Annotated in this window: 13 protein-coding genes; 5 read left to right on the forward strand and 8 right to left on the reverse strand. The window is 61.8% G+C overall.

Going from position 1 to position 11,700, the window contains the following annotated elements:
• Nucleotides 1-88: 88 nt before the first annotated feature.
• Together BM430_RS29305 and BM430_RS34310 are read left to right on the forward strand one after the other, a co-directional pair.
• Nucleotides 89-1,528: a TadE/TadG family type IV pilus assembly protein gene (locus BM430_RS29305; RefSeq protein ID WP_093570748.1), complete on the forward strand. Its 1,440-nt coding sequence runs from the start codon at nucleotides 89-91 to the stop codon at nucleotides 1,526-1,528.
• A 389-nt stretch (nucleotides 1,529-1,917) separates the two neighbouring features.
• Nucleotides 1,918-2,493 carry a hypothetical protein gene (locus BM430_RS34310; protein WP_143132158.1) on the forward strand — a complete coding sequence of 192 codons (576 nt, stop codon included), beginning with the start codon at nucleotides 1,918-1,920 and terminating at the stop codon, nucleotides 2,491-2,493.
• A gap of 176 nt (nucleotides 2,494-2,669) precedes the next feature.
• Here the strand turns inward: BM430_RS34310 and BM430_RS34315 are convergent, their stop codons facing one another.
• Complete coding sequence (locus tag BM430_RS34315) at nucleotides 2,670-3,374, reverse strand: hypothetical protein (protein ID WP_143132159.1); 705 nt, start codon at nucleotides 3,372-3,374, stop codon at nucleotides 2,670-2,672.
• Nucleotides 3,375-3,545: 171 nt separating this feature from the next.
• Complete coding sequence (locus BM430_RS29310) at nucleotides 3,546-4,601, reverse strand: site-specific integrase (protein ID WP_244539707.1); 1,056 nt, start codon at nucleotides 4,599-4,601, stop codon at nucleotides 3,546-3,548.
• A gap of 1,095 nt (nucleotides 4,602-5,696) precedes the next feature.
• On the opposite strand from BM430_RS29310, the gene BM430_RS29320 reads away from it, so the two are divergent.
• Nucleotides 5,697-5,906 (forward strand): hypothetical protein, encoded by a 210-nt coding sequence (locus tag BM430_RS29320; protein WP_093570751.1) that lies wholly within the window; start codon nucleotides 5,697-5,699, stop codon nucleotides 5,904-5,906.
• Between the two features lie 680 nt (nucleotides 5,907-6,586).
• Here BM430_RS29320 and BM430_RS29325 read toward each other — a convergent pair.
• The 6 genes from BM430_RS29325 to BM430_RS29350 form a co-directional block, all read right to left on the reverse strand.
• Nucleotides 6,587-8,098, reverse strand: a complete 1,512-nt coding sequence (locus tag BM430_RS29325) for an ATPase domain-containing protein (protein WP_093570752.1) — start codon at nucleotides 8,096-8,098, stop codon at nucleotides 6,587-6,589.
• A 279-nt stretch (nucleotides 8,099-8,377) separates the two neighbouring features.
• Nucleotides 8,378-8,692 (reverse strand): hypothetical protein, encoded by a 315-nt coding sequence (locus tag BM430_RS29330; protein WP_093570753.1) that lies wholly within the window; start codon nucleotides 8,690-8,692, stop codon nucleotides 8,378-8,380.
• The gene (locus tag BM430_RS29335; RefSeq protein ID WP_093570754.1) at nucleotides 8,689-9,333 is read right to left on the reverse strand and encodes a nucleotide-binding protein; all 645 of its coding nucleotides are present in this window, start codon (nucleotides 9,331-9,333) and stop codon (nucleotides 8,689-8,691) included. Before BM430_RS29335 ends, BM430_RS29330 begins: the two co-directional genes overlap by 4 nt.
• Nucleotides 9,334-9,487: 154 nt before the next feature.
• Entirely contained in the window at nucleotides 9,488-9,751 is a 264-nt protein-coding gene (locus BM430_RS29340) for a pyocin activator PrtN family protein (RefSeq protein WP_093570755.1), read from the reverse strand.
• Nucleotides 9,752-10,377: 626 nt separating this feature from the next.
• Nucleotides 10,378-10,611, reverse strand: a complete 234-nt coding sequence (locus BM430_RS29345) for a hypothetical protein (RefSeq protein WP_093570756.1) — start codon at nucleotides 10,609-10,611, stop codon at nucleotides 10,378-10,380.
• A 9-nt stretch (nucleotides 10,612-10,620) separates the two neighbouring features.
• Nucleotides 10,621-10,845: a helix-turn-helix domain-containing protein gene (locus BM430_RS29350; RefSeq protein ID WP_093570757.1), complete on the reverse strand. Its 225-nt coding sequence runs from the start codon at nucleotides 10,843-10,845 to the stop codon at nucleotides 10,621-10,623.
• Between the two features lie 143 nt (nucleotides 10,846-10,988).
• Here BM430_RS29350 and BM430_RS29355 point away from each other — a divergent pair, with 143 nt between their 5' ends.
• Nucleotides 10,989-11,285, forward strand: coding sequence for a hypothetical protein (locus BM430_RS29355; RefSeq protein ID WP_093570758.1), 297 nt, complete (start codon nucleotides 10,989-10,991; stop codon nucleotides 11,283-11,285).
• Between the two features lie 14 nt (nucleotides 11,286-11,299).
• Nucleotides 11,300-11,700 (forward strand): hypothetical protein (locus tag BM430_RS29360; protein WP_093570759.1); only part of this gene is annotated, 401 nt, incomplete at its 3' end.

The following is an 11,700-nucleotide window of genomic DNA, read 5'->3' on the forward strand; positions in this document are numbered from 1 at the left end:
AGCTAGATCACGCATGTTGCCCCTATCCAGGCGCGCTACGCCCCGCTCGTCCATTACGACTTCAAGCAACAACGGGGACCGCTACGAAATGCCGCTAAACCGCGCATCCCAGCTCGTCGCGGCGTTGGCATCGCTGATGCGGGACCGCGACGGCGGCATCGGCATCATCTTCGGGCTCAGCCTGATCCCGATCGTTGGCCTCGTCGGGCTCGGGGTCGATTACGGCATGGCGATCACCAACCGTGCGCGGCTCGACCGGGCGGCGGATGCCTCGGCGCTCGCCGCCGTGGTGACGGCCAAGGCCTACGTCGCCGCCAACTCATCGCAGTTTGGCGTCTTCGACAAGGCGAAAGCAGCAGGGGCCACGCAGGCCGTCAACACCTTCAAGGTCAACGCCAGCAGTGTACCCCTTTCGAGCGTGACGCTACCAACGCCGTTCGTCGACATCTCAGGCCAGACAATCACTGCCACCGTGACCTACACGGCGACGATCCAGAATAGCTTCGCGAAGCTATTCGCGGTTCCGACCACTACGGTCACCAACACGATGAAGGCTTCGGTCGACCTGCCGAGCTACCTGGACTTCTACCTGATGGTAGACGTGTCGGGCTCGATGGGCCTGCCGTCGACCGCGAGTGGCATGACGCAGCTCGCACAGAACAACGACGACAGTTTCTCGGACTACAAGCAGGGCTGCCAGTTTGCGTGCCACTTCCCCGGCAATAAAGGCTGGGGCCTGGCTGCGGGCAAGATCCAGCTCCGCTCGGACGCAGTGAACAACGCCGTCTGCGCGCTGCTGCAGCGGGCGACGACGCCGGCGGTGCAGAACCAGTACCGGATCGGGATCTACCCCTTCATCAACCAGCTCGCGACTCTTGCGAGCCTGACCACCGACGTGAGTGCCCTTAAGGCCGCGGCCCAGTGCTCGGTGGCTTGGCCGCTCGCCTTCACCAATCTCCTCGATACCGGTGCGACGCAGCTCAACTCCCCCGGCGATCCAACTAGTGGCATCGGCTCGGGCGGTACTCATTTCGAGGTCGCGTTCCCGCAGATGAAGGGGATCGTCGGCCTGAACGGCTTCGGCGACGGCTCGACCAGCGCGAGCCGCAAGCCGTTCGTGTTCCTTGTCACCGACGGCATGCAGAATGGGCAGCACTTCTTCGTCAAGCCAAACGGTACGTACGCCTATCCGGGCAACCCGTCGAAGTTCGTGGGCTACGGCGATGCCGGGTGGGACGGCTCGCAGCCAGCACAGATCGATGCCAAGAACTGCGATGCTTTGAAGAGCGCTGGTGCAGTAATTTCTATTCTGTACATTCCGTATAATCAAATAAGCTTTGTTGATAAGGGTGGCAGTGTTGTAGCGGAGAACAAGAAAGTCAACGCATTCAGCCCGACGTTAGCAAACCCACTCCAAGCCTGCGCTTCTTCCGGCTACTTTCGGACTGCCAATACGCCCGCAGACATCACTACTGCTCTCAATTCCATGTTTGACCAAGCGCTCCGGGTTGCTAGACTTACTCAGTAGGATCCCGATTAGAAGGTGCCCAAATCTTTGTGCGACCGTGGCGAGCATCAGCGCCGCCGCTGGCCGAGACGGAGCAGCAGTTGCGGGGCCTCCCAGCGAAGAAGCGGCAACTCGTAGATAAGCTGCGGGCGAGCGCCCGCCTGCCGACTTGAAAGCCACGCAGGATGATAGAAGCTACTTCAACTGCGTGCGGCACGTCGAATAGCTAAAATATGTGAAATGCATAATATAAGAGAGTTATGTCAAAGACCTTCAAGCTAAATCGCTTGTTGTGTTTTGCTTTTAAGTGAAAAATAAATTAATATTAGGTAATTCATGTAGTTTTATTATAAATAATTTACCTTTTTCATAAGAAAATGTTTTGATCTGGCAATGTTTGCGATTTAGAAATGACGAAAGATTATGTAGATAGCTACATCAAATCTCGTTTTTCAAAAAAAGGTGGACTAATGTCTGATATGATCCGAGGCCATATATTGGCAACCGGCCCTAGCAGTATTCCGACTGTCGATGGTAAAACATTAGGCACTCAAGAAATATCATTTATTAAAATAAAAACGCCTAAGGGGAATATGCATTTGATAAGAAATGTTGTTCTTCCTCTCGAAATTGTCACAATAATTGAAGATGCAATGGATCATGGTCATTTAACAGAGCTGTGGCTTGCCGGCCGCGAAAGCAAGCCACTTGTTTATGCAATCAGAACAGAAAATGAATGTTATTATACCAATTCCGTATCGAGCGGTTTATATAAAGACGCTCTTAAATTCTTCCTTATCGGGATACCAACTATGCTATTTCTCTGTGCGGGATTGTTGTTTTGGGCTATGTCCATCTTTGCAGTAATAGCAGCTATGATTTCTGCTGCGAAATACACTGAGGAGCAATTTATCGCTGGATGGGAAAAAGGAGTTCTAAAACAGGTCGATCCAGTGCCAGAACTATCTGCATCGACCGTGACATAGAGCATCTGCAAAAAAGCCGTGACGCTTTGGTATGGTATGTCTTTCTCCTCGGCGACGGCTAATGGTAGGATGCTGAGACCTCGGACTGATGCCACGCCCAGGCCGTCGGCGCCAGCAGCGGTTCCGCAACGAGCACCAGCGCCGCCGCCGTCAAAACTTGTTCCAGCGCGGCGCTCTCAATCGCCAACGATATATTCAAATACTAGGCGCGAATGTGGGCTGTCGTATGAGTAGGCCACAACCTCGCATCCCTTCCTGATCGGACCCGGTCCAGTCAAAGTTAGGATCTCGTTGTGTTTCGAGTATATGCCGCGGACCGGGTAGCTCGCTGGTGCGCAGCCTTGCTTGAAGGCATAGGCAGTCCCAAGCATGAGGCTACCAGGCTTTAGGTCTCCCCGGTACAGGACGGCACCCGCCTTCACTACCCCCCTAAGATCTGGCTTAAGGCGAAGATACGTGATGGAATTGGTTTTGGGATCAACGCGGACCTCACTCCGGTTGTGCAACCATCCATCCTCAGAAGGCTGAAAGGGATCGGCCTTTGTCGCCTTTGACGGTTGTGGTAGTGGTGGGATGGAGATGTACCGCTTACCTTCGGTCTCGATGGCGTTGCCATCGACGCGCCAAGTTACGTCGACATCGCCCGCGATATGCCCGTTGCTCCAGCAAGCCTTTGCTCTGAGACGACCCGCCTCAACCGTGGGATTTTTACAGTCAAGACCCTGCACCCCGACCATATTTTCCTTGCTATCGATATGGATGTAATCTCCATCTGCAGCACGGTAACCACCGTCGGCTGCACCCACAAGCGCATTAGCTTTGGTAGTCTCGCAGACTATGCTGAAAATAATAAGACCGAAGGCAAAGGCTATGTTTCTCATATGAGCATCATGGCTTCATAGCCTTGCAAATTTGTTAATATAAATATTTATATATGTGCATGATCTTCATTTTTGTCATAAACAAAATTAGATATCTTCGATCGCACAAGTTGCTTGGAGGCTGCAGGTGGTTGCGATGTACAAGAAAGATGACGCAATCGCTTAGAGACCCTACAAAAACCCTGACCCCGAATGCCCTTTGAAGGCGTTCGCTCGCCGGATGTAGCCGACGACCGTCCGGGTATCCCGGTGCCCGGACTGATCCATGATGCGGGCGAGATCTGCCCCACGCTCGGCGGCGGTGGTAATGTAGCCAGCCCTCAGGGAGTGAGCCCCAAACGTCGAGGCATCGAGCCCGGCCGCGGTGGCGTACCGCTTCACGATGTCGGCGACAGCTTGGGTAGTGAGGCGAGGCGCAGGAGTCGCATAATCTGCGACACCAGAGGCATCAGCGGAGGAGTGGCGAAGTTCGCCAACCCTTCCCCTTTCGCGTGGGAGGGTGCCCCGCACCCGTCCGGATCTCGAGACCGGCCGAAACACCGGCCCCTCCGTGATCCCGGCGCTATCGAGCCAATCGCGCAGCAGGGCAACCGGCCGGATGAAGCGGCCATGCGGAATAGCCTTCTCGAACCCGGCGCCTTCCTGGTCCACCTTCGATCGGCGCACCAGCACCCTCAGGCCCTCCGGATCCTCGCGCAGGTCCGCCACGTCGAGGGCGACGAGCTCGCTCCGCCTGAAGGCCCCCGCGAACCCGAGGGCGAGTAGAGCTCTATCCCGCTTACCGGTGAGGGTGTCGGGCGTGCGCATCAGCATCGCCATCACAATGTCGGCCGTTGCCGCTGCCTTCTGATCCGGGGCCGTCCCGACCTTCCTCCGGATGCCCTTCATCGTGGCTCGCACCGCCTCGTCCTCAGTCGGGTCCGGCTGCCGGACGAGCTTGTGCGCGTACTTGATCGCGGCGAGACGCCGACCGATCGTTGAGGCGGCTCGTCCCGCCTCGGCCTCCGCCACCAGGAAGCCGGCCACAGCCTCAGGGCTCGCCGGCAGTGGCCGGAAGCCGTAGCGGCTGCACCAAGCCTCGAACGCCGCAGCATCGCCCCTGTAGGCTCGCACGGTGGCGTCGGCCTTGCTAGCGCGCTGGTAGGACTCGACGAGGGTGGCGGCTTCGGCGGGCAGGCCGGCGGAAGTTTGCGCCGCGGCGGCGCCAACCGGCAATGCAGGCGTCAAGTTGTTGTCTGCATACTCGGCGGGCAGGCTGGCGGGCCCGCCCGTGTCGCCAACTTGGCGACTTGGTTCAGCAGACGAAAAGATTTCGTTTGCAGCCGGGCGGCCAAGTTGGCCACTCCGCTCCGCGGGCTCGGCCGGAAGCAAGTGGCAGAGTTCGCCACTTGCCACAGCCTGTGACGAGTGAGGCCGGCGGCTACCCGACATCGGCGCAGCATCCCTTTTCGGTCCCGAGCGCTTCCCCGATCATGGCGCCCATCTCCTCGTCACCCCAGGCAGGGAGGCCGAGATAGTGTCCCGGCCGGCGAACCATCCCGCACCAGAACCGCCCGTGCTCGAATTCCATCGCGGGGCACGGGGCGCCTTTGACCGCACCCGGGACGAACTGGCGGGCCACCCCGCAGGGCTCGGCCGCGCAGCAGAAGCCGCACCCATTGCAGGGTGATCCGAACTCAGGCTTGGGCGGCGCCTTGGCGGTGATCGCCTCGGCGAGGAGCCACGCAGCTTCCGGCATCTCGCGGAACAGGCTGGCGGGGCTCGGCGCAGGCCCGGCGCGGCCTGTCTCATGTTGGAGTGATCGCGCCGGAACCCGCCCGCCAAGTGAGGCGGATCCTAGCACATCGGCAGGGGTGACCGAAGCGCCAGCGCGCCCGGTCCCCGGATCGGGGGAGCGCGCCGGCAACTCCCCGGCAAGCGGGCGCGAGCCTACCACACCGAGACCTGGAGATGAATGATAGCCTGGGCTTTGTTTCATCACCGATCCTGCGACCGCGCCTGTCTGAAACTTTCGAGAATGACGCTTATCGAAAGTTACATCTGGTGTCGGCGCACCGCAAGGCTATCGTGCTGTAATGCTACAGCGCTGAGACGCCAAAGTGCTACACAAGGCAAAGAGGTGGCGTCATGACCCTGAGGGCGACGCCTACCACGCCCGATCGTGCAGAGACCGCTCCGGGTGGAGGCCGCGTGAAAACGCCGAGGGCGACAATGACAGGAGGAATTCTGATCCGCCCGACCGAGGCCTTGCTTGCTGAGAGCGCCCGAACGAACACCGCCAGACCTTGCACGTTGATCGCCATCAGCTGCAGGAGCGCGCGAATGATCGACCCGACGAAGAGCACCGACCACAACGAGGTCCAGCCGCATGACCCGGCCAAAGCCAAGGCGGATCTCGCCGCTGCCAGCGCGCCTGGCCAGCTGAAGCCGGGTGATGATCTCCAGGAGCGGCAGGATCAGCTCCTCGACCAGGCGGTGGAGGAGACGTTCCCGGCCAGTGATCCGATCTCGCCGAAGCGGATCACCAAGTAGTTCGCTCAGGGCGGCCTGTGACAGGGCATTTGCCGCGCTTGTGCAAGAAAGTGCCATCTGCCTAGGGATGGCGCACAATTGTGCTTGAGAGCGGCACGCCCGCAGGCTAAGACCCTCGTCCCAGACAGAAAAAAGGCCGCCCAAGAGAGCGGCCCGAAGTCTAGGGAGGAAACGCCCAAAGAGGGCACAACATGACCGCGACGCCGTCGCGGCCGTGCATGGGGTATGTATCCCATGCTTTTCTGCATCGCACCATACGACCTATGTCCCAGGAACCATGCGCTATGCGCATGGTTGCACTAACCATTTGTGCACATCTAGGTTGTATGAGGCGTGACTTCAGCTAAATCGGGGCATGGCCAGAGGAATGGGTCGCCAGCTGCCTTTTAGGGTCAGTAGGTGAACCAAGTCGGTCCGTCCTTGCGCTATCAAAGCGCTGCAGTATGCCAGCGCTGTGGCGCTTCGCTCATCGAAAGTTAATCCTCAACGCTGTCGTGCTGCAACACCATCATGCTGTAGCGCTACAGAGTTTTAGCGCTGTAGCGCTGTAGCGGTGCGATGAAGGCCTTTGTGATCATGCTGAGGGTTCATCACGGGCAGTCGGGCAAGGGCCGCTGAGGGTGGAAAGCAGACCCTCGTGCCATGCCCGTCATGGTCGGCTTACAAATCCCGTGTGATCGTCACACGGCGCTGTCGCTCGGCAATAGCTCGAGGTCATTCTCCTCCTCGCCCACATACACCGGGACGCCGCGCAGCACGCCCTGGAAGCCCATCAGCGGCGCGCCGATCATCAGCCCCGATGAGCCGATGCGGTACTCGCGGATCGTGCCCTCGTGCGTGCCGGCCCGCTTCTTGACCACCGAGATCGCTCGCCGCACATGCCCGCGCGCCTCAAAGTAGCGCAACAGCACGACCGTGTCGGCCAGATAGGTGACATCGACCGGCGCCTTCATGTCGCCGACCAACCCATGCTGGGCGACAGTCAGGAAGGTCGCGGCCCCTTGGCGGTTGAGGTATTGCAGCAGCTCGTGGATGTGCAGGATCAGCGCATTCTCCTGCGGCATCGCGGCCTGGTAGCCGTTCAGGCTGTCGATCACCACGGTCTTCACCGCGTGCTCGTCGACGCAGTTGCGCACCCGGTGGGCGAACTCGCCCGGCGATAGCTCGGCGGCATCGATCTGCTCGATAAAGAGCAGCCCCTGGTCGCGCAACGCTTCAAGGTCGAAGCCGATCTGCCGGGTCCGATCGAACAGGAGGCCCAGCTCCTCGTCGAACACGAACATCGCCGCCTTCTCGCCCCGGGCGACGGCCGCGAGCACGTACTGGATGGCCAGCAGCGATTTGCCGGTGCCAGCCGGCCCCAGGATCAGGGTGCTCGATCCCTGCTCGATCCCCCCGCCCAACAGAGCGTCGAGCTGGCCGATGCCGCTCACCAGCTTGGTGCGCGCGAACGCGGTCTTGTGCTCCAGCGAGATCAGACGGGGGAAGACCTGCACGCCGCCCGTCGCGATGGTGAAGTCGTGGTAGCCGCCGCGGTATCGCTGGCCGCGGTACTTGGCGACGCGCAGGCGCCGGCGCTCGGCCCCGTACTCAGGTGCTATCTCCTCCAGGCAAATGACACCTTGGGCGACGCTGTGGACAGTCTTGTCCATTATGTCGGCGGTGAGGTCGTCGAGCATCAGCACGGTGGCGCCGCGGCCGGCGAAGTAGTGCTTGAGCGCCAGGATCTGCCGGCGATAGCGCAGGGAACCGCCAGCCAGGAGGCGGATCTCGGACAGGCTGTCGAGCACGATGCGTGCTGGCTTGCGCTCCTCGACCTCTCGGATGATGGAGCGGGTGCTCTCGCCTAGTTCGAGGTCGGAAGAGTAGAGCAGGCTCTGCTGCTGGCTCTCCTCGAACAGGCTCTCAGGCGGGACGAGTTCGAACACCGAGATACGCTCGTCCAGGCTCCAGCCGTGCGAGGCGGCGTTCTCGGACAACTCCTGCTTGGTTTCCGAGAGGGTGATGTAGAGGCCCCCTTCGCCGGCTTTGCCCCCTTCAAGGAGGAACTGCAGCGCGATCGTGGTCTTGCCTGTGCCTGGGTCGCCCTCAAGCAGGTAGAGGCGATCACGGGTGAGACCGCCGCCCAGGATGCTGTCGAGGCCGGCGATGCCGAAGAGCGCCTTTTTGCTCAGCTCAGTGGGCGTGGTCATGGAAGCCGATCTCGGTGAGTAGGTTGGCTCGGTTCGGCGATCCGGGCCCATCGTTGGTGCGAGCGCTCCTGATCATGAGCCGCTTCTCGGATCGTTCCTGCCGCATGCTGGGGGGGTGTACCACGATATGACCATCCACACAGCGAACGCTTACGTCCGAGAGGGGTCGAAAGCGGCTGGACGCGCGAACCAGCCGCGGTGATACGTGCCCAGGCCCATGCTCAAGGTCCTCAAAAGCGCTATGGCATGACAGCGCTACAGCATGGAAGCGCTGCAGAGCTATTTCTCTTGCTTCGCTCCGGCCTTTAGCGCCTCGACGGATGGATGCCCGTGCTTCTGCAACGCGGCATCGATCCCCTCCATGATGACATCGTGCACCTTCACGTCCCGGGTGAAGGCGATCTCGCGCAGCCGGCGATGCACCTCGCGCGGCAGGTAGATGGACGTGTGCACCGTCTCGGGGCGCGGGCGCCGGCCAGTCGGCTTCGCGGGAGCCTCGAGCGGTGCCCGATCGGCGGGAGCATCCGGCTTGGGCGCGGCCGGCTCGGCACCTGGCAGGGTGAGGCCACCAATCAGGGAGGGGCGCTTGCTCATGTCCGGTTGCCCTTCATCTTACGATCCACCCACACCCAAAGCGCTCGGATCTCCTCGGCTGCTTTCCCGTCCGGGGCGAACTCAGTGACGCCCTGCCCGGCCGCGATAGCGTCCTGATGGTCGGCACGCTGCGCCAGCGGCGGCTCTGCCAGGACCCCGAACATGCTCAACCCGCTGGCTGCCTCCGTCGCCCGGGATGACCGTCCAGGCGGGCATTGGTTCAGCGCGAAGGCGAACCGATCTCGCATCCCGAGCCGCATCAGGGTCTCGATGGTCGGCATTGTGGCCTGTAGGTCGAGGCGCGAGGGACGGGCCGGCACAAGGGCTAGATCCGCGGCCTGCATCGCGAGATTGCCTCCAGTCGAGGATACGCCCGCCGTGTCGAGGATCGCGACTGTGTAGCCTTCCGCCTTCAGCGCCTCGAGGATAGCGGGCAACTCGCCGAGCCGATCGGACGGTAGCCTATCGACCGCGGGTGCTTCGGCCGTGCGAGTGTCACCCCAGGCCCCGAGCGAGCCTTGTGGGTCGAGGTCGAGGGCAACGACCTTCTCGCCGGCCTCGGAGGCAGCGACGGCGAGGGAGGCTGCCAGCGTCGTTTTCCCGACGCCTCCCTTCTGCGTGACGAGTGTCAGGGTCCGCATGTCTCACCTGTGATGCTGTCGCGCCGTAGCATCTAAGCGCCACAGTATGAAAGCACTGCAAACGTATGATGCCGCCGTGCTGTAGCGCTACAGCACTAAGATGCTATCTCGTCATACTGGCGCTGCGTTGAAACGGCAGGGGTGAAGGTACCTGCTACCGGCCGCTGAGCTGCTGGCACTCCTTGCGCGCCGCCTCGGCCCTCTCGTCGATCCACTTCGCCAAGTCGACCAGGTGCACGCCCTTGGCGCACCGCTCGCTGGCTTCCATCCGGACGAGGGGCAGGGCGATGGCTCCAGCCGATATCTTCTGCACGAGCTTCTGCGGTGTCAGGTGCCAGAAGTAGTCCCTGCACACGACGTCGATCGGGATCACGGCTGCGCCGCCGTACTGAGCCATCAGGAGGAAGGCGGTGTTCATCGACGGTCTCCGGCGGCCGCGTCAGCGCGACTCGTCTGGACCATGACGGCCAAAGGCCTTGTATTCGTGTTATGCGGATATGCCTTGGCGGCCGCGAGATGATGCAGACATGAATGCCCACGATCTCAAACCCGGCGAACGCATCACGTGCTCCAATTGCCGAGCCGTGTATGAGGCGACGGCTGACGGCATGATCAACGACCGCAACGACGCTCGCTGCCAGGTGTGCAGCGATATCATGGTGCACTGGCCTCAGTTCGTCGGGCTTCGTCTAATCCCGCCGAGTGAGGAAGCGTAGCCTGACGGCTGCCGGATCACCGATCGGGCGGGCGCTTCTGGTCCTCCCGGCCGGTGAACCAGAAGACGAAGATCGCAACGGCCCAGACTACAGCGGGAGCAACGAATAGGGGCAGAGCGCTTCCTACGGGACTCACGCCGCGTGCCGAGCCCAGTAGGCGACACCCCAACCGAACGCGGCGGCCACAATCGGAACGATGACGAAGGCCAGGATCCGAATGTCCGTCACGGGCGATGCCACCGCCAGCGGTTGGCATCATAGGCGAGCCAAGCGCCCACGGCGATAATCACCAGGGGGCCGCCGGCCAATGCGTAGAGCTCGAACCACGTCATTCCTTGAGCCCTCCTAAAACGGCCCTCGCCAGGAAATGTAGGCCCACCCCGAGGAGAACCCAACCCGGGGCGGCGAGACCAAAGAAACGGATCTGCTCGGCCGTCAGGTTCCCGAGGCCGTAGAGGGCCACGAAGAACGGCGCGATCAGGCCGCTGCCGATCACCGCGACAGCGATGTTGTTGAGGAACGTCGCAGACAGCTTGGCCCGCTCGTTGTGGATCAGGCTCACAGCGCGCCCTCAGTGCTCATCCCGCGTCCCGTCCGCCCGGTTGCGGAAGCGGATCCCGGCGCCGCCGCCGTTTTCGGGGATGAACTCGATGCCGGCCTCCTCGAACACCCTCCGAAGCAACTCAAGCGTCGATCTCTTAGCCTCGCCGTTCTCTGCCCTGTTCAGGGTGTTGCGATGAAGCCCGGTTTTCTCGGCTAACGTTGGGTTCGACCACCCAAGAGCCGCCTTGGCCATCCGGATCTGTTCTACGGTGAGAAGGGGCGGGTTTTCGGGTTGGCCCGGGTTCATGTGCTGACAGCACCATTTTAGGGTTGACGGCACCTGCTATTGGCACCATAAAGGTGCTCATAGCACATGAAACACCCGAGACCAAGTCGATGGCCGCCACCCGTTCTCTCCACTGGGCTACCGCGATGAAGGAGATCGCTGCGACCCGTACCCATCGCCCGGCGGGCCTCCTTGCTGCCCGCGGACTGATTGCCGCCACCTCCGCCAAGCGCCGCCCCCTCGTCGTTGCCGGCGAGTACGACCGTGCCGCCATCATGTCGGCCGCCATCGCCGCCGCCCGCGTCCACCAGGGCCGCACTGGCTCGACCTGGGGCGAGGCCCTCTCCGTCACCCTCAAGGCCACCTGGGCGCTCGCCAAGGCCGCCCGCGCCGCTCGCGCTCACTGAAGGATCGCCCAGCCATGAACGCCATCGCTTCCGCCGCCTTCGCAGCCCGCCCGCCCCGCCGCCCAATCTGGGAGCGGGAAGCCGCCCTGCGCGACAGCGACACCAACCGCCTGCCCGACCACTCCGCGTTCTGGGGCCGCTTGCCGCTGCCCTTCTCCCCGGCCGAGGCGTGGAAGCTCCTTACCCCCGAGGCTCAGGCAGAGATTGGTGCCGCGATCATCACCATGCACCTCGCGCAGTACATCCACGGCGACGGCATGGCCGATGCGGACCAGTTCCATGACGAGGCGCTTCGCGGTCAGGCGAGCGAAGTGGCGAACGACCTACTCAACCAGATGGATGACCGGCTGTGGTTGCTGTTCCCCGACCTGTATGGCCCCGAAGGTGATCATCCCCGCTGGGCGCTCAACAGCGG

This window comes from Methylobacterium sp. 174MFSha1.1 (genome assembly GCF_900116815.1).
Classification (GTDB): Bacteria; Pseudomonadota; Alphaproteobacteria; order Rhizobiales; family Beijerinckiaceae; genus Methylobacterium.

Excerpts from the sequence above, each read along its gene's own strand:
- BM430_RS29340 (WP_093570755.1), bottom strand. The coding sequence starts at position 9,751 with ATGAACACCGCCTTCCTCCTGATGGCTCAGTACGGCGGCGCAGCCGTG.
- BM430_RS29355 (WP_093570758.1), top strand. The coding sequence starts at position 10,989 with ATGGCCGCCACCCGTTCTCTCCACTGGGCTACCGCGATGAAGGAGATC.
- BM430_RS29305 (WP_093570748.1), top strand. The coding sequence starts at position 89 with ATGCCGCTAAACCGCGCATCCCAGCTCGTCGCGGCGTTGGCATCGCTG.
- BM430_RS29330 (WP_093570753.1), bottom strand. The coding sequence starts at position 8,692 with ATGAGCAAGCGCCCCTCCCTGATTGGTGGCCTCACCCTGCCAGGTGCC.
- BM430_RS34315 (WP_143132159.1), bottom strand. The coding sequence starts at position 3,374 with ATGAGAAACATAGCCTTTGCCTTCGGTCTTATTATTTTCAGCATAGTC.
- BM430_RS29325 (WP_093570752.1), bottom strand. The coding sequence starts at position 8,098 with ATGACCACGCCCACTGAGCTGAGCAAAAAGGCGCTCTTCGGCATCGCC.
- BM430_RS29335 (WP_093570754.1), bottom strand. The coding sequence starts at position 9,333 with ATGCGGACCCTGACACTCGTCACGCAGAAGGGAGGCGTCGGGAAAACG.
- BM430_RS29350 (WP_093570757.1), bottom strand. The coding sequence starts at position 10,845 with ATGGCCAAGGCGGCTCTTGGGTGGTCGAACCCAACGTTAGCCGAGAAA.
- BM430_RS34310 (WP_143132158.1), top strand. The coding sequence starts at position 1,918 with ATGACGAAAGATTATGTAGATAGCTACATCAAATCTCGTTTTTCAAAA.
- BM430_RS29320 (WP_093570751.1), top strand. The coding sequence starts at position 5,697 with ATGATCGACCCGACGAAGAGCACCGACCACAACGAGGTCCAGCCGCAT.